Here is a 21,389-nt window from a genome sequence, read left to right on the forward strand (position 1 = left end):
GCCGCCTCTCGAGCGACGTGGTGGCCGGTGGCCACACTGCGTACCAGCGAGGGCTATCGTCGGGCCACGTGCGGATCCATCACCGTCGCTACAGCGTCGCTCGCTTTCGCAGCTCGGGATGTTCTTCTGTCTGTCTGAACTGCTCGAGCAGCGGCTTGATGTCCTCGAAGCCGTCGTCGAGGACAACGTCACCGCTTCGGAGGTCGTAGTCGATAATCTCGTAATCAGCCAGTCGTGGCAGATGATTGTGGATCAACGAGATATACACCTGTTGGCGCGTCTCCTCGTCGATGGCGTCGTGGTCTCCCTGCTGGTCGCCCTCGAGTTCCCAGGCTGCAATTTGGTCGATGAGGGCGTCGATATTCGCTCGGCGACCGTCCGACAGTTGATACAGCAGATACCGACGCTCCGATTTTGACAGCAGTGAGCATGCCGCTTCCATCCGAGAGGCACTGGTTTGGTTCATATCTGTGCCAAGCTAGTGACGGTATTACACCTACTGCCAATACAGATTGGGTCCGCTCGTTCAATATTTCGAACCCGTTTCGGAATTTCGATGCTGGAGCCACTCTCGACCGGAAAATGGGACTCGTGTGTGAGGAAATACCATTATCCATCTCACGGCAACTGAACACTCTTCACTCCCTGAATATCGGTTGTGTGAGCGCTCAGCTCCAGGTGTCCGGATCGACTGCGTGTTCGCCAGCGCCTCCCTCACCGTAGAGATGGCAGGCAACCGGATGTGCACCCTCTCCGAGACCCGGATTCTCGCGCTCACAGACGCTCTCGTACTCCATCCGAAGGATCGACTCGGCTGCTTCCCAGTCGGCGTCTGCCAGTTCGGTGAAGGCCTCGTCGACGACCTCACGGTGTCGATCCGGCAACGGCTCGTCGAACAACCGCTCGTGGAGCAGATCAACGAACGCCGGGATGTCTTCGGACGGAATCGATCCGTCCTCGAACTCGATCTGCTCGCCACCGACCGTCTCGAGTGAGATGTCTCGGCTCTCGATCCGCTCTCGAGCGGTCATGATCTTGCGGAAGATCTCCTGTTCGATCTGCAGGTCCTCCGGTGGGATCACCATCGGACACCGCGTCCGGAACCGACAGCCACTCGGCGGATTACGCGGCGACGGCACGTCTCCCGCGAGCGTCTCCCGGTCGCGCTCTCGTTCCTCCGTCGTCGCTCGCGGGACGCTCTCGAGTAGCGCCTTCGTGTAGGGGTGTTTTGGGTCGTCGAACAGCTCCTCGACGGGGCCGATTTCGACGATCTCACCGAGGTACATCACCGCAACCCGGTCACAGATGTGGCGGATCACCGAGAGGTCGTGGCTGATGAGCAGGTAGGTGAGGTCGAACTCGTTTTGCAGGTCCTCGAGGAGGTTCAGGACCTGCGCCTGCACGGAGACGTCGAGCGCGCTCGTCGGTTCGTCGAGGACGAGGAACTCCGGCTCGAGTGCAAGCGCACGCGCGATGCCGATGCGCTGGCGCTGGCCACCGGAGAACTCGTGCGGGTAGCGGTCGAGCTGGTCGGTCGAGAGGCCGACGCGCTCGAGGAGGTCTCGAACGCGAGCACGGCGTTCTTCGGTGGTGCCGACATCGTGGATGTCGAGTGGCTGCTTGACGATGTCGCCGATCGTCATCCGCGGGTCGAGACTCGAGAAGGGATCCTGGAAGACGACCTGTGCGTTCTGTCGGAAGTCGGTGAGCGCCCCGTCGTCCATCTCGTAGACGTTCTCACCGCCGAACTCGACGCGGCCGTCGGTCGGCTCCTGGAGGCGCAACAGGGTTTCACCGGTGGTCGACTTCCCACAGCCGGATTCACCGACGAGACCGAGCGTTTCGCCCTCGTAGATGTCGAAACTCACGCCGTCGACGGCACGGACGGCGACTGGCTCGCCGCCCAGGAGTCGGTCGAGCAGCGAGTCGTTCTCCCAGAAGTACTTCTGGAGGTTCTGGACGCTGACCAGCGGTGCTTCGGCACCCGCGACGGCCGACGTGGTTGCGTGGGCGTCACTGTCGGCTACCGTTCCGGGCGTCGTGTCTGCCTCGGCCCCTGAGCCGGCAGCGTTCATTCCTGACTCCGTCCCGGCAGTCTCGGCTGCGTGTTCGTGTTGCTCATCAGAACTCATCGTGACTCACCTCCGGATTCCTCGACCGTCGTCTGTGGCTGTGTCCGCCCTTCCGGCGGCTCACCCGCAGACTGGTCGGGCGTTTCGTGTTTATCCCCTGCCGGCCGTTCGGTGTCATCGAAGTACCCTGCTGGAAGCGCGTCCTGCTCGTCGTAGGACCGCTCTGCGAGTACACACCGGACGGTGTGGTCGTCACTGCCGGCTGCAGCGTACTCGGGTGGATGCTCGAGACACTGATCCATCGCCTTCGGACACCGGTCGGCGAAGTGACACCGGTCACCCATTTCGTGATCGAGCAGGCTCGGCACGTTCCCGCCAATCGGCTGGAGTCGGCCGCCAGCACTCTCGAGGTCCGGGATCGAGCCGAGCAGCCCCTCCGTGTAGGGGTGGACGTGGTCGTCGAAGACGTCCTCGAGTGTCCCCCGTTCGACGATCTCGCCGGCGTACATCACACCGACGCGGTCGCACATCCGAGCGACGACGCCCAGATTGTGCGTGATCAGCAGGATCGTCATCCCCGTCTCCTCCTGTAACTCGTCGAGCAGGTCGAGGATCTGGGCCTGAATCGTCACGTCGAGTGCCGTCGTCGGCTCGTCGGCGACGAGTACGTCCGGCTCACCCGCAAGCGCCTGGGCGATCATCGCCCGCTGGAGCATCCCACCCGAGTACTCGTGTGGATACTCGTCGGCGCGCTCGACGGGGTCCGGAATGCCGACTAACTCGAGTAGCTCGATCGCTCGCTCCCGGCTTTCGTCGGTGACGAACCGCTGGGAGGGAAGCATCGTCGAGAGCAGGTAGTTGCTAAAGGAGTAGTCGGCCGTCTCTGTCTTGGCCTTCGTTGAACGCGGGTTCGCGCTGGCGCGTTGCTGGACTTCGACGGCTTCGGCGAGCTGTTCGCCGACCGTCAGACTGGGGTTGAAGCTACTCTCGGGGTCCTGGAAGATCATGCTGAAGGAGGTTCCCCGGAGTGCCGTTCGCTCCTGTTCGGTGATCGAGAGCAGATCGACGAAGTCGCCGTCGACGGCTTCTTCGTTGTCTTCGGCGATGTGGTCGGCAAGTTCGGCGTCGTTGAACCAGATTCGCCCGTCCGTGATTCGGCCGGGCGACTCGATGAGGTCCATAAGCGAGCGGGCGGTCACGCTCTTCCCGCTCCCACTCTCGCCGACGATGCCGAAGACCTCGCCGCGTTCGATGCGGAAATCAAGGTCGTCGACGGCGTTTACCTGTCCCTGTTCCGTAAAGAAGCGAGTCGAGAGTCCTTCGACGCGGATAATATCCTCAGTCATGTTAGACACCTCCCTCTCCCTCGATGTTCGGGTCGAGGGCGTCCCGGAGCCAGTCGCCGAGTAGGTTGATACTGACTACGGCGAGCACGATCGCGATGCCGGGGATCGTCGAGATCCACCAGGCAGTTCGGAGGTAGTCCTGGCCCTGGCTGATCTCGTACCCCCACGAGAGCGTCGTCCCGGAGAAGCCGAGATACGACAGCGAACTCTCGAGGAGGATGATCGCGGCGACCTGGATCGTCGCGAGCACGATGATCGGCGTGAGACTGTTCGGCAGGACGTGCTTGCGAAGCACGGTCCAGTTGCTCGCACCGAGGCTTCGTGCGGCTTTCACGTACTCTTCGTTGCGTATCGCGAGCGCTTCACCGCGAGCGACGCGGGCGAACCACACCCAGTTGACGAGTGCAACGACGAGTGTGACGGTCCCGGGAAGCACCGCGTATTCGGGCATCCCGTCGGCGAATCCGGCCATAACGATCGGGTCCGGTATGTGTTGGACACTTCTGCCGAACACGCCGATGAGGGCGATCGCGAGGACGAGCGACGGGAACGCGAGCATGATGTCGGCGACCCGCATCATGGAGTCGTCCGTCCGCCCGCCGAAGTAGCCCGCAACCAGCCCGAACGGCACGCCAAAGGCCGCCGCCAGGCCGGTTCCGATTAACCCGACTAACAGCGATGTCCGCGCACCGAACAGCATTCGCGAGTAGACGTCCTGTCCGAGGTTGTTCGTCCCGAGCACGTGCTCAGACGTTGAATCGACCGTGTGCGGGACGCGCTCACGGCCGTCGTCGCCGTCCTCCCAGGCGTGGGTCTGGTAGTCGAATCCGATCGGTGGGTAGGAACTGCCTTCCTCGTCGAAGTGACCGGTCTGGCCCGGATGGTGTGTTGCGAGTATCGGTGCGAAGGTCGCGACCAGAATAATGACGAGCGCGATCGCAAGTCCGAGCTTCGCCATCAGGCTCTGGTCGAACTCCCGCTTCAAACTCGATTTGAGACGATCTGAAATCATTCCTCGACCACCCGCGGGTTGAGGTAGGCGTACAGCGAGTCGACCACGATGTTGATCACGACGAACCCGATCCCGATGAAGATGAGCACGCCCTGAATAACCGGCCAGTCACCGGCATAGAGGGCGTTGATCAGCCTCGTTCCGAGTCCCGGCCAGTCGAAAACCCACTCGGTGATGACCGCGCCACCGATAAGCGTCCCGAGCTGGAGGCCGAGCACTGTGATGATCGGGATCATCGTATTCCGTAGGACGTGCTTGTATCTGATCAGCACGCTCGGAAGTCCCTTCGCTTCGGTCGCCGTCACGTACGGCTTCCCGAGTTCGTCGACCATACCACTGCGCGTGAGTCGCGTAATAAGGGCCGTAAAGTACGTTCCAAGCGTGAGTGCGGGCAGCGTCATGTGACGGAACCAGGTGATTAGGTCGTTGAAGTAGCCAGTCGTCACGAGCACGGTCACGGCTTCGACGAAGCCAACCGGCCGCTCGCTCACCGGGAACAGACCGAACTGCACCGACAGGACGAGAATCAACATGATCCCCAGCCAGAAGTTCGGCGTACTGATCCCAACCAGCGAGAACATCGTTGCGCCGTAATCCGACGGCTGGTGTCGCTTCGTTGCGCTAATCACGCCAAGTGGGATCGCGATGACGATCGCGACGATCGTTGCAGCGATCGCTAACTCGAGTGTCGCCGGCACTCGTTCGATAACCATGGTCGTTACGTCGCGGCGAGACTGGTACGAGAATCCGAGATCGCCGACCAGGATGCCTTGGAGGTACTCGAGGTACTGGATGAGCAGCGGCTGGTCGAGCCCCATATCCTCGCGAACCTGTTGACGGATTTCGGGGGACGTCGCCGGATCCACGATCAGGTCGACGGGGTCACCAGGTGCGATAGCCCGAAGCCCGAACGTGATCGTGACCACTCCCCAGACGACGAAGATACCCTGTAGTGTTCGTTTAATAAGGAATTTGGCAAGAGACATCGACTATGTATGCGTTCGAATTGTGCGAAGACGGATCGGCCGTTGGTGTTGATAGGTGTACTGTGCGTGTGTTGGCATTGGTCCGACGTGGGTGTCGGTTCGCCACTTCGTGTTGTTCTGATCACCGGTCATCGGTTCGCTACCCGAAGCCGCGGAACCTGCCTCCCCAGCAGGCACCGCGTGTTGCGGGCAGCGAGTAGTCAGTGACGGTCGACAGGTGATGAGTGGCGAGTGGTGTTCGTGTCCTGCCGCTCGCTTGTCTATCGTTGCATCTCGTCCAGGAAGATGCTCTCGTCGGCACGTGGCTCCCAGTCGACGTCAGAGCGGATGCCGTAGATACTCTCCTCGCGGTGCAGGAAGACCCACGGCGCTGCCTCGTAGAGCTCTGCGTTGATCTCCTGGAGGAGCTCTTCGCGCTCGTCTGGGTCGTCGGTGCTCTGGCTCTCGAGGATCATCTCCTCGATGTCGTCGTCCATGAAGTTGTACGACGCCTGCCCCTCGACGAACCATGGGGTAAGGCCGTAGTCGCCGTCGTACGTCGGGTTCCCCCAACCGATGAGGAAGAAGTCCGGCGATGTCGACGGATCGCCGTCGAGCGAGGACTCGGTGAGGCTCTCGAAGTCGGTAATCTGGAAATTACAGGAGACGTTGTCGAGTTCGTCGATCTGCTGGGCTGCCGTCTCTGCAACTTCGGTGTCGTTGAGGTACCGGCCTTCGGGCGACTCGAGCGTGATTTCAGCGCCCGCGTAGCCGCTCTCTTCGATGAGTGCCTCGGCCTCATCGGGGTCGTGTGGGTACGGATCGAGGTCGTCGTTGTAGCCGAAGATTCCCTCCGGAACGGGCTGCGTGCTCGGTTCACCGAAGCCGTCGAGCACGTTGTCGATGATGGAATCGACGTCGACCGCGTAGTTCATCGCCTGGCGGAACTCCTGACTGTCGAACGGTTCGTCGTCGTTCGGCATGACCAGGAAGATGTTCCGGAGGCTGACGACCGACCGAATATCGGCATCGTCGGCCTCGTCGATGCTCGCGGTGTCCGTCGGCGGAACGTTGACAATCAGGTCGCTCTCGCCCGTCTCGAGTTCGGAGACTCGCGTGCTCGCCTCGCTGGCTGCACGGTAGCGGACGCGGTCGATATCGGGGACATCGCCCCAGTAGTCGTCGAACGTCGTGTAAATGATGTCCTGATCCGGCGTGTACTCTTCGACCTGGTACGGCCCGGTACCGTTCAGTTCCTCGTTTGCGGGCTGATCCTGGTCTTCCATCCACTCCTCGCTGACGACAGTCGCGACGGTGGCGAGGTTGAACTCGACCAGCGACGCCACCGACTCGTGCTCGACGAGCACGGTCGTGTCGTCCTCGGCTTCAGCGCCGGTGACGCCGGGGTAGCGGTCGGCCTGTTCGCTGACAATCCCGACATCCTCGTCGACGGCACGGTTGATCGTATACGCGACGTCCGAGGCGGTCATCTCCTGTCCCTCGTGGAACACGACGTCGTCGCGAACCGTCAGTTCCATCGTGTTGTCGTCGGGGTGGTCCCACTCCGTGACGACTCGTGGCTCGAGTTCGCCGTCGGGTGTGATGTCCCAGAGCGGCTCGTACACCTGGTCCAGGACGTTGTACGTCGGCGAGTCGTTGTGGTCGTTCGGGTCGACCGTCGTCGCGAACTCACCCTGCGTGACGACGAACTCGTCGTCGCCATCGCCGTTCGAGTCGTCGATACAGCCTGCAATTGCTGCAAGACCAGCAATACTCGTCGCTGCACCGGTACGCTGTAGTAGCGTCCGGCGGTCGAGTGAATAATTGGCACCCTGCATACGTTGACTCATAGAAGGGCTGTTATTTATATATACTGGTACGACATCACATATCTCGTGTGGAAGGAACCCATTTCTCTAGGTATTACGGACAAACACACACTTTCGCGTAACATTCTGGAAGGGGGCACTGTCACGGATTCACCACCTGAGGCGTGCCACAAGTTTAAGTGCAACACAGGACGTACCACGAGTATGGCCGCTCACGGCCGGTCCGCACTGCGGGACCTGTTCGACGAGTCGCCGACGCCCCACATCGCCCACCCCCCGCGGACCCATCACCGAGACTTCTACGTCGCTACCGATGGGTCCTTCCGCCAGTCGGGTGGCGGGCTCGGCGCCGTCATTGAAACGCGCGACGGCACCCGCGTCGCCAGAGTTGCGACCGCGGATACGCCGCCGGACAACAACGTCGCCGAGTATCGGGCACTTCACCTCGGTCTCGACGTACTCGCTGCACGCGCACCGCGGGACGCCTCCGTCGGTGTCCTCATCGATCACGACGCGCTGGCGAGCAACGTCAACAACACGATCCTGGCGACGAGCCACCCAGATGGGAAGCCACCTCAGCCGGTCTCGATTCCAGCCGCAACACGGTATCACTGGCGCGGCATCCAGGCACGGCTCACCGGCTTTGGTGAGGTCCGGGCGGCCCGAATCGATAGCGACCAGAACCCGGCCCATCCGCTCGCGAACGCGCCCGGGCAGTACCAGCACGTCAACCGCGAACCCGACCGCTGTGTGCTCCCGGAGCCGCCGCGGTCGGAGCCGTCCCCTGCCGAGTTCCCACCACCGTCCCGCGCGAACAGAAACAGCGGTGGCGGCGGCAGTCAGGCCTCTGACTGACGATATCGTTGCCACCACCACCGAGTTTCGCGCAGGCCGAGCACACCCCTTCAGGCCGAGCGCAGCCGAACCGCCATCGTTATTTCGCCGCTCCAGAGAGTCGTCTCCGATGAGCCTTCGCGTCGCCGTCGCCGCCCCGTTCGTCCAGAACGGCACGAACCGACTCGAGGAGAACGAGTTCGTCGTCGCGCTCTCGCTCGACCGTGACTGGTTCTCGCCCGATCAGTCAAAACGCCTGATCGACGTGGCGACGCAGGACGGGCTCCTCGAACCCGATGGCAACGAACTCGTGGCCGGGTTCGACCCCACCGAGGTGACGATTCCAGAAGAGTTCGTTCCGGACGAAGATATTCTCACGGAGCGCTCCGCGTTCGAACGCGTCCTCGACACGCTCGTCGCCGAAGGCATGGCCAAACACGAGGCCGTCGGGGCGATCAACACACTCCAGGGCGAACTCGGCGTCACGATCGAGACGGCAGCAGTGATCTACGCCCGTCGCGAGGGAATCGACGTCGACGATCTTGTTCCGGTTGCGCGTTCGGCGCTCGTCCCTGACGCAGACAGCTAGGTGTCGGCTACCCAAAAGTCAGCACCCGGAAGCCAGTGGTCAGTATCCTGTGGCCAGTACCCAGCAACCGGAAGCCAGAAGCCAAAGAGCGTTAACCTCCACACCCAGAACAGCTACCAGAGACTCACTCATGGTCGAGGACCGGATCACCGACGGCACCCGAATCGCACAACTGCTCTCCTCCGAACTCGACGGTCGCGAAGACGGCGGACTCGAGTACCTCGCCGTCACGAACGCGGACAGGGATGTCGAGCCGACGGCGGATGGGACGCGTGCGTACGATGTGACGATGACTAGAGCTGTGGATACTGCTGCAGGCGAGAGCGGTGATGACGACACCACACTACTCGCCCAGGTGTTCGTCCAGCCGGATCGCGCCCGACTCGAGTTCACCGCTGGACAGGACGGTGCGGCTGAGGCGGCCGCCGAGGCCGACCTTCGCGTTCGGCCGAAGGCGACCCAGCCGCCGCGAACGCTGGTGTTCGTCGAGAGCGGTGCAGAGGTCAAGCGAGCGACGGATGTCGTGCAGGCAGTTCTCAGCGCCGTCCAGACGGCAGACTAGCTGGACAGTGTGCCGGTGATGGCTGCGGTCCGGCGGTCGTGATAGAGACGGAGGGGGTCAACCGGACGGACGAGGTCGTATTGGGAATGCTCGCCTGGAGCAACCGGTAGTATCAAGTATTCTGAACAGTTGGGCGCAGATCACTGTCTGGCGTTTCCAACCCAAAATCGACAACTACGGTATCGCCTTTCGACATTATTACTTTCCTACGCTCGTATCGTTCGAACAGAATGGCTACTGAGGTTGCGCTTACCGTCGATCTCGCTATTATTCTTTTCAGTGCGACACTCGCCGGATTCGTCGCCAAACAGACGGGCCAACCGACGATCATCGCCTACATTCTCGCTGGGGTCGTAATCGGCCCAGCGGCGCTCGGAATCGTCGAGGTCAGCGAACTGACTGAACTGCTCTCCGAGCTCGGACTCGCGTTCTTGCTGTTCTTGCTCGGGATCAAGATGCGACTCGAGGAAATCCGTCACGTCCTCTCGTCGATCGTCAAAATCTCGATCCCGCAGATGATCGCGGTCTTCCTCGTGGGCGCAGGCATCGCGTTCGCGCTCAACTTCGGCCTCGTCGAGTCGGTGTTGATCGGTCTGGCGGTGATGTACAGTTCGACCGCGGTCGTCATCAAGATGCTCACGGACAAGGACGAGGCGACCTCGCTCCACGGGAAGCTCGACGTCGGTGTCTTGCTCGTGCAGGACGTCGTCGTCGTCATTATTCTGGCCGTCCTCGCGGCTGGACAGCCGGACAGCCTCGCCGAGGTTGCGACGACCCTCGCCGTCGTGCTCGTCCTCGTTGCGCTCGTGACGATTGCGGCGCTCGTCTCCTCGCGAACGGTCTTACCGGTCGTCTTCCGCCGGATTGCCGACAACGAGGAGATTTTCTTCCTCGTCGCCATTGCGTGGGCGTTCCTGTTCGTGTTCGTCTCCGACAACATCAACCTCTTTCTCGAGCCCCTGTTCGGGATCACAGCGTACCTCTCGATCGAGATGGGGGCGTTCATGGCCGGCGTGGCCATCGCACAGCTTCCGTACAGCAAGGAGTTACAGGACCGGGTCAACCCGCTGACGGACCTGTTCGTCATGGTCTTCTTCGTCTCGGTCGCGATCGACCTCGAGGCGGCACAGCTCTTTGAGTACGCTCCGGAGGCAGCCATCGCCGCGCTGGTGTTGATGCCCGTGAAGTTCCTCATCTTCTTCTCGCTACTCGACTGGCAGGGCTTTGGCTCCGAGACGACGTTCCTCGGCAGCATTAACATGATCCAGGTCAGCGAGTTCGGGATCATTGTCGCCGCCGTCGCTGTCGAGGGTGGCTTCATCGAGCCCGAAATCCTCGGCTTCATGACGCTGCTGGCGATCTTCACGATGGCCGTTTCCGTGTACCTCATCGAGTTCAGCCACCAGCTATTCGAACGCTTCGAGCCGACGATCACGCGGTTTACGAGCGAAGGCGACTTCGAGGGCGGCAAACAGGAGTATCGCGATCATGCGGTCGTCGTCGGCTACGACGAGGTGACCCAAAACGCGCTCCCATTGCTCGCGGCCCACTACGATGACGTCGTCGTCATCGACCGAACGGTCGAACACATCGAGACGCTCGAGGCAGAAGGATACGACGCCGTCTACGGCGACTTCCGCAACGCGACGATTCGGAAGGATGTCGCCGTCTCGAAGGCCGACTTCGTTCTCTCGTCGTCGGTCGATCCGGCGGTAAACTCGGTGCTACTCGAGTCGGTCGACGAGGAGGCGACTGTCCTCGTCGAAGCCGAGCGACTCGAAGACGCGCGTCTGCTCTACGAAAGCGGTGTTCACTGTGTGCTCATGACCCCATATCTCGCGGCCGACAGACTTGGAGAGTATCTGGAGACGTACCTCAAGGAGGGCAGTGACGACGAACTCGAGGCGGCACTCGAGTCGGATATCGAGTTGCTAGATAGCACTGGGTCGTTCCCGGGGCCTGGTGGTGGCACTGGGACTGGGACTGGTACTGGTGCTGGACTTGGTGCTGGTCCTGGAACTGACGATAGCAATGGCAGTGGCAGTGGAAGTGGCAGTGGCAATGGAGGTGGTCTCGATGAGTGACCTGCTCACCGCCGTCTCGATTATGTTCATCGTCACCGGGCCGTTCTTGCTCGTGGCCAATCGGTACGATCTGCCGACGGTGCCGTTTTTCATCCTCGCGGGCATCGCCGCCGGCTTCGGGCTGGATGCGTTCGGTATCGCTGACGAGCTCACTCTCGAAATCGCCCAGTACGGTATCGCGTTGCTCGTCTTTTCCTTCGGTGTCGGTATCGATATCTCCGCTGTCCGCTCGGTGATCTGGGACAGTGAACTCGCCGCGCTTGCCCAGATCTTCGTCGTCGGTTCAGTCGGGTACGCACTGAGCGTTGCACTCGGTGTTACGCCCAGTGAGGGGATCTACGTCGGCATTGCGGCGGCGCTCTCGTCGACGATCGTCGGACGTGGGCTGGTACAAACGGACATTCAGTCACGCCTCGTCCGCGGTCGGCTTTCGAACTCGATCCAGTTCGTTCAGGATCTGTTCGCAATCCTGCTCGTGTTGATCCTCGGAACCGGACTCGGCACAGGAACGGTCGGGGCTGGTCCGGTCGCGATGGCCGTCGGATACGGTCTCGCGCTGATCGCAGCCGCCTTCCTCGTCAACCGGTATCTGTTCGACGCCATCGGCCGACTCGCCGGCGACTCGGACGAACTCATGATTCTCGGCGTCGTCTCGCTGCTCGCGGCGTTCGTCGGCGCAGCCCAGTCTGCCGACATCTCGATCATCGTCGGTGCGTTCGCCGCCGGTCTCGCGATCCGACACGATCCAATCGAGTATCTCGGCCTGTTCAACGGACTCGAGTCGGTCCGTGATTTCTTCGTCGCGATCTTCTTCGTGACGGTCGGTGCGCTCATCACGTTCCCGTTCGTCGAAGCCGCCTGGGACGAATCCGTCGGCAAACTCCTCGTCGCGGGTGGGATCGTCGTGCTGACGGCGGTCGTGAAGCCGGCGATCACGACGGCAGTCTTGCTCTTCAGAGGCTACGAGCGACGAACGGCGACGCTTACCGCCCTCAGCATCGATCAGGTCAGCGAGTTCGCGCTGATCATCGCAATACAGGCGCTGTTGCTGGGGCAAATCTCTGAGACGCTGTTCGACGCGATCATCCTCGCCGCTGCGGTGACGATGGTCACCTCGAGTCTGAGCCAACGCTACGACGAACAGCTCTACCGCGCGCTCGTGAACCGTGGGCTGCTCCCGAGTGCACACGGCAAAATTGACGCGTGGAGCGACGTCCCGGATAATCTCTCCGATCACGTCATCATCGTCGGCTACGGTCGCCAGGGGAAGCGACTGGCCCAGACCTGTGACGACCTCGACCAGCCGTACGTCGTCGTGGAGAACGATCCGGCACGCCGGGAGACGGTCGCGGCGGAGTCTGACGCCGTGGTCGTCGGCGATGCAATGGAGAGCTACACCTGGGAGAAAGCGAACGTCGAGGACGCCCGGATCGTCCTCTCGACGGTCGCGTCAAAGCCCGTCTCCAGACGGCTGCTCTCCTACAATTTCGACGCCGACATCGTGTTGCGAGCGACCGACCAGTCGGAGGCGCGGACCCTGCTTGAGTCCGGTGCCCTCTACGTCAGCGTCTCGGAACTGCTCGCTGGCCAGCAACTCGCCGAGCACATCGAGGCGCTCCTCGAGGGCGACCTGACCGCTGCGGACCTTCGCGAAGAACGGCAGGCGGATTTGGCGTTGCGTGCAGACGTGATTCAGCACCACCTCCAGTAACAGTAACGGGACTGTATCGATAGCGACATCCCTTCTATCGAAACCACAGCAAGGTTCGGATGTCGGACCTGCCGCCGGATTCGGATTCTGTCTTCGTCTGTTCAGATGCGTTCGTTGCGACTCGCGAATCCGTAGCGCTCGAGTGTCTCGAACATCTCGAGGTGCTGTTGTCTAACTGTATCGGAGTCAATATCGTCGGCTTCGATGGCGTCGACAATCTCGTCCAGTTGATCGCCGGCGAGCACGTTGGGGACGCTCACGTAGGTCGCGCCGTCGAGCAATTCACGCGCCGCAACAGAGGTGCCGGCGCGGAGGATTACGTCGGCATCGGTGTCGATATCGAGGACCGCCTCGGAGACGAGACTGTGATCGACAGTCGAGACCACGAGCGAGGCGTCTTCGATGGCCGCCTTCTCCCAGGGATAGACAGATAGCGCGTCCCCGAAGACGTAGTTGCGACACTCCGTTTGAATATCGTCCCAGAGGACGGGGTCGTTCTCGATGACGACGTAGTCGATGTCGCGTCGCTCGCAGGTTTCGACGAGTCGCCGTCCCTGTCGCCCGTACCCGACGACGACGATGTGGTCGGTCAGCCCCTCGGAGACATCGCTTCGGTCGTCGATCTTTCTGGTCTGGCGGCCCGCGACGACTCGTTCGACGATCGACCGATAGACCGGTTCCTCGTATCGTCTGGCGACCGACGTCAGGATCATCGTCGCCGCCGCAGCGAGGATGATTCCCTCGAACAGCGTCTCAGAGATGGCCCCGAGTAACAGCGCCTCGATCGCGATGACGAGCGAGAGCTCGCTCACCTGATTGAGACTCGAACTCGAGAGGAACGCGGTTCGGACGTCGTACCCCTCGAAGACGAACGCGAGCGTCATCACGAGCGGGTTGACGAAGAGGACGAGCGCGGTGAGCGTGGCCCCGATGACGAACACGTCGAAGCTCGGAATCGTGACGAGCGAGCCGAGCGTGACGAAGAAGATGGCGACGAAGAAGTCACGGATGGAGGCGATACCGTTGCGGACACCGAGCGAGGAGACGTCGTCGCTGCGGATCGCGATGCCGGCGGCGAACGCGCCAACGACGATCGAGAGACCCGCGAGTTCGGCACCGGCGATGAAGGCGATGAGAATGGAGATGCTCCCCATCATGACGAGTTCGTCGGAGTCGCCGGCGAGGTGCACGAGCAGCGGGAAGCCGTGGCGATAGACGAGCATCGAGGCGAGCAACAGGAGGACGGCGAAGCCGATCTGGGAGGTGACGAGCGTCGTCGTGTACTGGTCCGCAGAGAGGACGACGATCAGGCCGATCGCGAGCAGGTCGTCGAAGAAGTGCACCGAGGAGGCGAGCCGACCGTGGACGAGGTTGTTCCGGATCTCCTGTTCGAGCACCTCGGTGCCGACGATCGTCGAACTGAGCGTCGCCGCGATCGCGAAGTAGACGGCGTTCTCGGTGCCGAAGCCGAACAGCGTGGCGACGACGAACGCGATCGGCCCCACGACGATCAGTTGCGTGCCAGCAGCCGTTTCTGCGTCCCGAAGCACCGCCTGCACCGAGCTGAAATCGAACCGGTACCCGAACGTGAACACGAGGAACGCGATTCCCCACTGTGCGAGTTCGATCAACTGGTCCTGAGCGACGAGTTCGCCGGCCCCGATGACGAACCCCGCGAGCAGGTAGAACGGTACCGGCGACAGCGATAGCTGATTCGCAATCAGCAAGAACAAGCCGGCCGCGATGAACACGATCGCGAGCGAGGTGATCAGATCAGTCATCGTCATCACCTCCCTGCTGGCGAGACGGGTCCGACGGTGCAGACTGTGCCCCGTCTCCGCGTTCGATACGGATGATGTCGTCCGCGATTGACCGCTCGAACGCCTCCCGGTCAGTGACGTACTGTTCGATGTACTCGCTCAGCCGTTCTGCAGTCAGGTACGTACTCATGATGACGTAGGCTGCACCCCGGTCGTAGAGTTCGCGCGCGTCGTCGATTCGCTCCGCCTCGACGAAGACCGTCGCGTCGTCCGGGGCCTCCTCGAGTAGCGCCTTGTTCACCTCGGGCTGGACGGTCGAACTCAAAACGAAGGCAGCGTCCTTGAGGTTCGCCTCCTTGCGGATCTCGCCGTGGCGGAAGTCGCCGTAAATGGAGTCGTACTGGCCCTCCGCTTCCAGCGCTTCGATGTGATCCGTTTGCCGGTCGATGATGACGACATCGCCGTACTCGTCTTCGAGTCTCGGCAGCACGCGTTCAGTGATTTCGTCGTAGCCGATCGCGATGACGTGATCCGAGTGGGACTCGAGTTCGACGTCGTCCTTGTCTTCGGACTCGAACCGTTCGAACCAGGGCTGGACGCTGTCGTAGATGGTGTGGTTGTAGCTGATGATGTACGTCGAGAGGCTCATCGTTAGCAGCGCCATCAGGCTGAGGTAGCCGAGTACGTCGGTTTCGATGAAGTCCTGCGTGACTGCGAGCGCGCCGACAACCAGCGAGAACTCGCTGACCTGGACCATGTTGATCGAGCCGAGGAACGACGTTTCGACGCTGAAGCCCTCGCGGTCGATCAGGTAGAACATGATCCAGAAGTTGCCGACCATCAGGATTGCGGAGGCGACGATCGCTTCGAGCCAGTAGGCGGTCAGATCGTCCGCCGCGAGCTGCAGGCCAATACTCGCGAAGAAGACGAGGATGAAGAAGTCCGTGATCGGCGTGATCCGGTCCTCGAGTTCCTTGCTGTAGGGAAGCTGTGCGATGCTGATGCCGGCGAGGAACGCGCCGACTTCGAGCGAGAGGTCGAAGTATTCGGAAATCGCGATGAAGAGGAACGCCCATGCGATGGCGACGATGAGGAAGACGTCCTTGTTGTCCGCGATGCGCCGGAACAGTCGCGGGAGGAGATAGCGCGAGGAGGCAATGGAGAAAACACCGATAAAGGTCATCATGACGGCGATGACGCCGAGCGTCGTTGTGATTTCACTCGCACTACCGAGTTCGTCTGCGCCGAGCAGTGCGAGCACGACGACGAGATAGATGTCCTGGACGATGAGGACGCCAACGTCGATTTTGCCCGGGAGCGAGGTGATCTCGTCCTTGTCGGTGAGAATCTTGACGATGATCGGCGTCGCGCCGAAGACGGTCGCCAGCGCGATGATGACGATTTCGGTCGGATCGAACCCGAGCGCCCAGGCGACGCCGAGTGCGAGTGCCGTCTGGAGGATCGTTTGCCAGACGGCGATGTTGACGATCGGGCGTAAGATCTCCCGAATGTCGTCGAAGCGCATCTTCATCCCGAGCAAGAACAGTAGAAAGCCAAGCCCGAGTTCGGCCATGAGTTCGACGAGTCCCTCCTCGGTGACGATGTCGAACATCACGGGGCCGAGAATGAGCCCGGTTAGAATGTACGCGATGATCGTCGGCTGCCCAAACTGTCGGGCGATGACACCGATCGTCGTCGCCGTCACTACAATAATCGCAAAGTCGGCAGCGAGGGCGATTTCACTCATCAAAAATCCAGCTCGGATGGGCTTTCGTGTATCCGACCTTTATGCGTTGTTGTCCGTTGTCACTGGCCCTTCCGCCATTCTTGGCAAATTTTGCAGGATGGCCGTGTCCTCCCACTCCGACAGTGTCCCACTTGTCCCCTACTCCGATCCCATCTCGGCTCGCTCTCGATCATGGCCTCGCTCAACGAACTCCTCACGCGAAATCTCCCCTTCGAGAAACGCCACGAGATCGTCGCCGACCCGTTCGGCCGCGAGCACGTCCGGATAGATCACGCCGCTCGCCCCGCGCTCGCTACACTCGGCCGCCTGTTCAGTCGTGTCGACGCGGACGATGCGCGGCACGTCCGTCTCGAGTCCGGCCACCGCTTTGGCCCGTGCCTGCCGCGGTGTGAGCGCAACGACGAGCGCAGCCTCCTCGAGCCGAGCCTGTTTCCAGACCTGCTCGTTCAACACGTCGCCGTAGACGTAGTTCTCGCAGGCCTCCCGGATTTCGTCGTACAGCGCCGGATTGTCCTCGATGACGAGCAGCGGTCGCTCTCGTTCGTGGGCCGTACTCGAGTCCACCAGTTCGCGCCCGCCGTGTTCGAAGTCGACGACGATGATGTGATCCGAGAGGTCGTCGGCGACCGACGTTCGGTTCCCGACCGATTCGCCGAGCGCGCTGACGACGCCGCGCTCGCGGAGCCAGCGGTTGATCGACTCGGCGTGGCGGCCGGTGTACGTCGCCAGAAGCATCGTAATCGCGGCGGTGAGGACGATCGCCTCGAAGACGGGGGCGGCGATCTGCTCCGCCGCCAGCGCCTCGATCGCGATGAAGAGGCTGAAGATACTCACCTGGTCGAGCGTGAGGCCGGTCAGCACGGCCGTGCGACCGTCGAAGCCGGCCCGCAGGAGCAACGCAGCGGCGAGCAGCGGGTTGAGGATGACGATGGCGACCAGGAGGACGAGCGTGTAGCCGATCGACTCGAGTCCCGGGAGCGTCAGCAACGCGCCGAGTGTGACGAAGAAGATCGGTGAGAAGAAGTCCTCGAGGTCGTCGACGGTGTCTACGAGTTCGAGTGAGTGTGGGTAGTCGTCAGCAACAGCGATGCCGGCAGCAAACGCGCCGACGACGATCGAGAGGGTTGCCGCCTCGGCGAGGGCGATGAAGCCGACGACGAACGCGATGCCGACGAGCATCATCACTTCCGAGTCGCCCCGAAGGCGGGCCGTCAGCCGGTGGAAGACAGCGTACCGGATGATGAGCGCGAGCGCGAGAATGCCGCCAGCGGCGGCGAACTGTTCGACGGCTGGCGTCGCCGCGTAGACGAACGCGCTCAGCGAGAGCACGATGAGCACGCCAAGTACGTCCTCGGTGAAGTGGATCGACTCGGCGAGTCTGGCGTACGTCGGCCGGGTGTCGGCTGCGCTGTCGAGATAACTGGTCGCGACGAGCGACGAACTCAGTGCGGCGGCGACGCCGAGGTAAACGGCGTTGGTCGCGTCGAGGCCGAACACGAGTCCCGCACCGACGGCCAGACCGCCGACGACCGCGACCTGAAGGATGCTGACGGCGACGCTGATTCTCCCCGTCGAGCGGACGGCACCGAGATCGACGTGGATTCCGAACAGGAACACGAGGAAGGCGACGCCCCACTGGGCGAGGTCGAGCAACTGCGACTCGTCGATGACGACGCCGACGAGGACGCCGGCGAACAGGTAGAACGGAATCACCGGCAACGATCGCTGTGCGGCGACGACAAGGAGCACGGCCGCGATGCCGAAGATGAGCGTCAGCGCGAACAGAACGTCATACATCGGTCTCACCCCCGTTTTCGTCGTTTCGTCGATCCCGTTCGTCGTCGCGGTGGTGGGTTCGACCCCGGCTGCCGTCGCGACTGGTCGACGCCGGATCGACTGACTCGTTCGCCCGCAGCGTCTCGCTTCGCGCTCGCTCCGACAGTTCTGCCAGCCGCTGGTCGAACGCCTCGCGGTCGTCGAACGTTGCGAGCAACTCGGCGAGTTCAGTGCCGACGAGCCCAGCGGTCTCGACGACATAGTCTGCGCCGTGGTCGCGAAGCCGCTGGGCCGACGCTTCGGTGGTCGTTCGTACGATCGAGATCGTCTCGGGCGTCTCCTCGACCAGCCGCCGGTTGACGTCGTCCCGCGTGGCGACGCTCACGAGCACGTCCGCCTCGGCGACGTTCGCCTCCTGTCTGATCTCGCCGTGTCTGGCGTTCCCGAAGATGAACTCGTGGTCGCCTTCGGCAAGTTCCTCGACGTACTCCGCACCGTCCTCGACGATGACCACGTCCTCGACGGCGTCCTCGAGTAGCGTCGCGATCTCTGCGGTAAACCGATTGTAACCGACGATGACGGCGTGGTCCTCGTACTCCACGGGATCGGCTTCGATGGTATCCTCGCGCTCGAACCGCGAGAGGTATGGCTCGATTCGCGCGAAGATCTCCCGGTTGTACCGCACGTAGTACGTCGAAATCGGCATCGTCACCAGCGCCATCAGGCTGAGGAAGCCGAGAATCCCTTCCTCGACGAATCCCTCGTTGACCGCGAGCGCTCCGAGGACGACGGAGAACTCGCTCACCTGCAACATCGAGATGGTGCCGAGGAACGACGTTTCGATGTCGAAGCGCTGGCTGTAGAACAGCCCGAAGACGATGCCGAAGTTGATCACGAGCAAGGCCGCACAGGCGAGTAGTGCCTCCTGCCAGTAGGCGAGCAACTGGCCGCGCTCCATCTGCAACGCGATGCTCGCGAAGAAGACCGCGATGAAGAAGTTCGTCGCCGGCCGCATCCGCTCTTTGAGCTCCGTGCTGTAGGGCAGCTGTGCCAGCGAGAGGCCCGCGATGAACGCGCCCAGTTCGACCGATAACTCGAGTGCCTCCGCGGCGAAGATGAAGACGAACGCCCAGGCGATGCCGACGGTGAACAGCGTGCTCTTGTTCGCCGCGCTCGCCCGCAGCAGGGACGGGAGGACGTACTTGCTGGCGGCGTAGGCGACGAGGCCAATGGCGATCATCAGGATGAGCACCCGGCCGATGCTCGTGGCAATCTCGGCGGTGTCGTCGACGGTGCCGACGGTGAGGATGGCGAGCGCCAGCACGAGGTAGATGTCCTGAAAAATGAGGATGCCGACGTCTGCCTTCCCGTACAGCGTCTTGAGGTCGCCCTTGTCGCCGAGCACCTTGACGATGATCGGCGTCGCGCCGAACGTGGTGGCGAGTGCGAGCATCAGCGATTGAAAGAGTGTGAACCCGAGGGCGAGTGCGACTGCAGTCGAGGCGATCGCCTGCAACACTGCTTGCCCGACGGCAATCACGCCGACGGGGCGCATGATCTCCTTGATGTCGTCGAATCGCATCTCGATCCCGAGCAAGAACAGCAGGAAGCCAAGCCCGAGTTCGGAGAGGATCTCGATGAGTTGGTCCTCGCCGACGATGCCGAGTCCGATCGGCCCGACGACGACGCCAGTCAGGATGTACGCGACGATCGTCGGCTGGCCAGTTAGCCTGGCTGCGTAGCTGAGAACGGCGGCAGCGACGATGAGCAACGCGAAGTCCGTTGCGAGTGCGATTCCACCGAGCGACATGATCGAGAGCTAGCAGTAGCTGACGAGTGCGATCGGAGGACGCCGACTCCCACGACGGTTACGACGGCCGAGCACCTGAAACAGCCTCTGTCGCTCCCAGCTACCTCGTCCCATCGGAAAAGCGTTCGCGCTGCACGCATGCGCCGATACACCCGGTTTGTCAGTCAGCCTGTGGCTACTCGAGTAACCCCTCGACCAGCAACTCCGCCGAGGAGAGGTTGGTCGCGAGGGCAACGTCGTGGACGTCGCAGATTCGCAGCAGTGCCGAGATGTCGGGTTCGTGTGGCTGGGCGCGAAGCGGATCACGGAGGAAGACGATGCCGTCGAGTTCGCCTGCGGCGACTTCGGCACCGATCATCAGGTCGCCGCCGTAGGGGCCGGACTCCTTGCGTTCGACTTCGAGGTCGGTCTCCTCCTGGAGTCGTTTGCCGGTCGTCCCGGTCGCGACGAGGTCGCAGTCAGTGAGCGTTGACTCGTAGCGGGTGGCGAACTCGATCAGTGTGGGTTTCTTCTCGTCGTGAGCGATCAGTGCGATGCGGCCCATGCGGGGTAGTCGACCGCTTGACGGGTAAGTCGACCACTCGCATGTGAGCGGTCCGGGTAGCTGTGATTGATCTGGGTAGGTGTGACTGATGTGACTGATTCGGGTAGCTGTGACTGGCTCGACGTAATGTGATAGACCCGCGTGCGTCGAACGCGGGAACGGCAACGACGGAGGCGAACGTTTTTCCGCACGGACTGTCCGGCTTTCGCTATGCCTGGTCCATCACCATCGTCATCGTCACCATCGACCCCAGCCGATGCGCCGTCCTCCCAGCCCGAAACCCACCACGTCGGCATCACCGTTGATGACCTCGACACCGTCCTCCCGTTCTACCGCGACGTGCTCGGCCTCTCGGTCGTCGACGAGTTCAGCGTCGCCGGCGACGAACTCGCCGCTGCCATCGACGTCGCGGACGCGAGCGGCACGTTCGTCCACCTCGAAGGCGAACACGGCCACGGCTCCCGCATCGAACTCGTCTCGTTCGATCCCGCCGCTCGCGACGCACCAGCCGCGGGGCTCAACCAGCCCGGCGCGACACACATCGGCCTCCAGGTCGACGACCTCGACTCGTTCTACGCGACCCTCGACGACGAGGTCACGACACTGAGCGAGCCCCGGACGACCGAAAGCGGGACGACGATTCTGTTCCTGCGCGATCCGGAGGGGAATCTCGTCGAGGTACTCGAGTCCTGAGCAGCGACGACCGTGGCCGGTAGCCGCCTCTCGATCACCAAAGGCAGCGACAGCC

At 62.3% G+C, this 21,389-nt stretch carries 17 protein-coding genes; 6 read left to right on the forward strand and 11 right to left on the reverse strand.

The window, feature by feature from the left end; genetic code table 11:
* Positions 1–88 precede the first annotated feature (88 nt).
* From C483_RS01035 to C483_RS01060, 6 genes are all read right to left on the reverse strand, one after another.
* On the reverse strand, positions 89–466 hold the full coding sequence (locus C483_RS01035) for a DUF7344 domain-containing protein (protein ID WP_193787493.1): 378 nt from the start codon (positions 464–466) through the stop codon (positions 89–91).
* Between the two features lie 202 nt (positions 467–668).
* Complete coding sequence (locus C483_RS01040) at positions 669–2,132, reverse strand: oligopeptide/dipeptide ABC transporter ATP-binding protein (protein ID WP_006651492.1); 1,464 nt, start codon at positions 2,130–2,132, stop codon at positions 669–671.
* Positions 2,129–3,418 carry an ABC transporter ATP-binding protein gene (locus C483_RS01045; protein WP_006651493.1) on the reverse strand — a complete coding sequence of 430 codons (1,290 nt, stop codon included), beginning with the start codon at positions 3,416–3,418 and terminating at the stop codon, positions 2,129–2,131. The genes C483_RS01040 and C483_RS01045 overlap by 4 nt, the downstream gene beginning before the upstream one ends.
* 1 nt (position 3,419) lies before the next feature.
* Positions 3,420–4,430, reverse strand: coding sequence for an ABC transporter permease (locus C483_RS01050; protein WP_006651494.1), 1,011 nt, complete (start codon positions 4,428–4,430; stop codon positions 3,420–3,422).
* Positions 4,427–5,416 carry an ABC transporter permease gene (locus C483_RS01055; protein WP_006651495.1) on the reverse strand — a complete coding sequence of 330 codons (990 nt, stop codon included), beginning with the start codon at positions 5,414–5,416 and terminating at the stop codon, positions 4,427–4,429. Before C483_RS01055 ends, C483_RS01050 begins: the two co-directional genes overlap by 4 nt.
* 260 nt (positions 5,417–5,676) lie before the next feature.
* Positions 5,677–7,233, reverse strand: coding sequence for an ABC transporter substrate-binding protein (locus C483_RS01060; protein WP_006651496.1), 1,557 nt, complete (start codon positions 7,231–7,233; stop codon positions 5,677–5,679).
* Between the two features lie 195 nt (positions 7,234–7,428).
* Here C483_RS01060 and C483_RS01065 point away from each other — a divergent pair, with 195 nt between their 5' ends.
* The 5 genes from C483_RS01065 to C483_RS01085 all read left to right on the forward strand — a co-directional run bounded on the left by C483_RS01065 (position 7,429) and on the right by C483_RS01085 (position 13,004).
* On the forward strand, positions 7,429–8,079 hold the full coding sequence (locus C483_RS01065; RefSeq protein ID WP_006651497.1) for a reverse transcriptase-like protein: 651 nt from the start codon (positions 7,429–7,431) through the stop codon (positions 8,077–8,079).
* Positions 8,080–8,188: 109 nt separating this feature from the next.
* Positions 8,189–8,647, forward strand: a complete 459-nt coding sequence (locus C483_RS01070) for a DUF2240 family protein (RefSeq protein ID WP_006651498.1) — start codon at positions 8,189–8,191, stop codon at positions 8,645–8,647.
* A 130-nt stretch (positions 8,648–8,777) separates the two neighbouring features.
* On the forward strand, positions 8,778–9,209 hold the full coding sequence (locus tag C483_RS01075; RefSeq protein ID WP_006651499.1) for a hypothetical protein: 432 nt from the start codon (positions 8,778–8,780) through the stop codon (positions 9,207–9,209).
* Between the two features lie 230 nt (positions 9,210–9,439).
* Positions 9,440–11,293, forward strand: a complete 1,854-nt coding sequence (locus tag C483_RS01080) for a cation:proton antiporter (protein ID WP_006651500.1) — start codon at positions 9,440–9,442, stop codon at positions 11,291–11,293.
* On the forward strand, positions 11,286–13,004 hold the full coding sequence (locus C483_RS01085; protein WP_049912364.1) for a cation:proton antiporter: 1,719 nt from the start codon (positions 11,286–11,288) through the stop codon (positions 13,002–13,004). Before C483_RS01080 ends, C483_RS01085 begins: the two co-directional genes overlap by 8 nt.
* A gap of 101 nt (positions 13,005–13,105) precedes the next feature.
* Here C483_RS01085 and C483_RS01090 read toward each other — a convergent pair whose 3' ends face one another.
* The 5 genes from C483_RS01090 to C483_RS01110 all read right to left on the reverse strand — a co-directional run bounded on the left by C483_RS01090 (position 13,106) and on the right by C483_RS01110 (position 20,641).
* Positions 13,106–14,791: a cation:proton antiporter gene (locus C483_RS01090; protein ID WP_006651502.1), complete on the reverse strand. Its 1,686-nt coding sequence runs from the start codon at positions 14,789–14,791 to the stop codon at positions 13,106–13,108.
* A complete protein-coding gene (locus C483_RS01095) occupies positions 14,778–16,511 on the reverse strand; it encodes a cation:proton antiporter (RefSeq protein ID WP_006651503.1) in 1,734 nt (577 codons plus the stop codon). The genes C483_RS01090 and C483_RS01095 overlap by 14 nt, the downstream gene beginning before the upstream one ends.
* 138 nt (positions 16,512–16,649) lie before the next feature.
* On the reverse strand, positions 16,650–18,308 hold the full coding sequence (locus C483_RS01100) for a cation:proton antiporter (RefSeq protein ID WP_006651504.1): 1,659 nt from the start codon (positions 18,306–18,308) through the stop codon (positions 16,650–16,652).
* Positions 18,301–20,097, reverse strand: a complete 1,797-nt coding sequence (locus tag C483_RS01105) for a cation:proton antiporter (RefSeq protein WP_006651505.1) — start codon at positions 20,095–20,097, stop codon at positions 18,301–18,303. The genes C483_RS01100 and C483_RS01105 overlap by 8 nt, the downstream gene beginning before the upstream one ends.
* 175 nt (positions 20,098–20,272) lie before the next feature.
* Entirely contained in the window at positions 20,273–20,641 is a 369-nt protein-coding gene (locus tag C483_RS01110) for a methylglyoxal synthase (RefSeq protein ID WP_006651506.1), read from the reverse strand.
* Between the two features lie 210 nt (positions 20,642–20,851).
* On the opposite strand from C483_RS01110, the gene C483_RS01115 reads away from it, so the two are divergent.
* Complete coding sequence (locus tag C483_RS01115; RefSeq protein WP_006651507.1) at positions 20,852–21,334, forward strand: VOC family protein; 483 nt, start codon at positions 20,852–20,854, stop codon at positions 21,332–21,334.
* Positions 21,335–21,389: the final 55 nt, after the last annotated feature.

This window comes from Natrialba hulunbeirensis JCM 10989 (genome assembly GCF_000337575.1).
Classification (GTDB): domain Archaea; phylum Halobacteriota; class Halobacteria; order Halobacteriales; family Natrialbaceae; genus Natrialba; species Natrialba hulunbeirensis.

Coding starts and splice junctions, on each gene's coding strand:
- C483_RS01085 (WP_049912364.1), top strand. CDS start 11,286: ATGAGTGACCTGCTCACCGCCGTCTCGATTATGTTCATCGTCACCGGG.
- C483_RS01075 (WP_006651499.1), top strand. CDS start 8,778: ATGGTCGAGGACCGGATCACCGACGGCACCCGAATCGCACAACTGCTC.
- C483_RS01090 (WP_006651502.1), bottom strand. CDS start 14,791: ATGACGATGACTGATCTGATCACCTCGCTCGCGATCGTGTTCATCGCG.
- C483_RS01100 (WP_006651504.1), bottom strand. CDS start 18,308: ATGTATGACGTTCTGTTCGCGCTGACGCTCATCTTCGGCATCGCGGCC.
- C483_RS01050 (WP_006651494.1), bottom strand. CDS start 4,430: ATGATTTCAGATCGTCTCAAATCGAGTTTGAAGCGGGAGTTCGACCAG.
- C483_RS01065 (WP_006651497.1), top strand. CDS start 7,429: ATGGCCGCTCACGGCCGGTCCGCACTGCGGGACCTGTTCGACGAGTCG.
- C483_RS01115 (WP_006651507.1), top strand. CDS start 20,852: ATGCCTGGTCCATCACCATCGTCATCGTCACCATCGACCCCAGCCGAT.
- C483_RS01060 (WP_006651496.1), bottom strand. CDS start 7,233: ATGCAGGGTGCCAATTATTCACTCGACCGCCGGACGCTACTACAGCGT.
- C483_RS01080 (WP_006651500.1), top strand. CDS start 9,440: ATGGCTACTGAGGTTGCGCTTACCGTCGATCTCGCTATTATTCTTTTC.
- C483_RS01045 (WP_006651493.1), bottom strand. CDS start 3,418: ATGACTGAGGATATTATCCGCGTCGAAGGACTCTCGACTCGCTTCTTT.
- C483_RS01105 (WP_006651505.1), bottom strand. CDS start 20,097: ATGTCGCTCGGTGGAATCGCACTCGCAACGGACTTCGCGTTGCTCATC.
- C483_RS01095 (WP_006651503.1), bottom strand. CDS start 16,511: ATGAGTGAAATCGCCCTCGCTGCCGACTTTGCGATTATTGTAGTGACG.
- C483_RS01110 (WP_006651506.1), bottom strand. CDS start 20,641: ATGGGCCGCATCGCACTGATCGCTCACGACGAGAAGAAACCCACACTG.
- C483_RS01055 (WP_006651495.1), bottom strand. CDS start 5,416: ATGTCTCTTGCCAAATTCCTTATTAAACGAACACTACAGGGTATCTTC.
- C483_RS01070 (WP_006651498.1), top strand. CDS start 8,189: ATGAGCCTTCGCGTCGCCGTCGCCGCCCCGTTCGTCCAGAACGGCACG.
- C483_RS01040 (WP_006651492.1), bottom strand. CDS start 2,132: ATGAGTTCTGATGAGCAACACGAACACGCAGCCGAGACTGCCGGGACG.
- C483_RS01035 (WP_193787493.1), bottom strand. CDS start 466: ATGAACCAAACCAGTGCCTCTCGGATGGAAGCGGCATGCTCACTGCTG.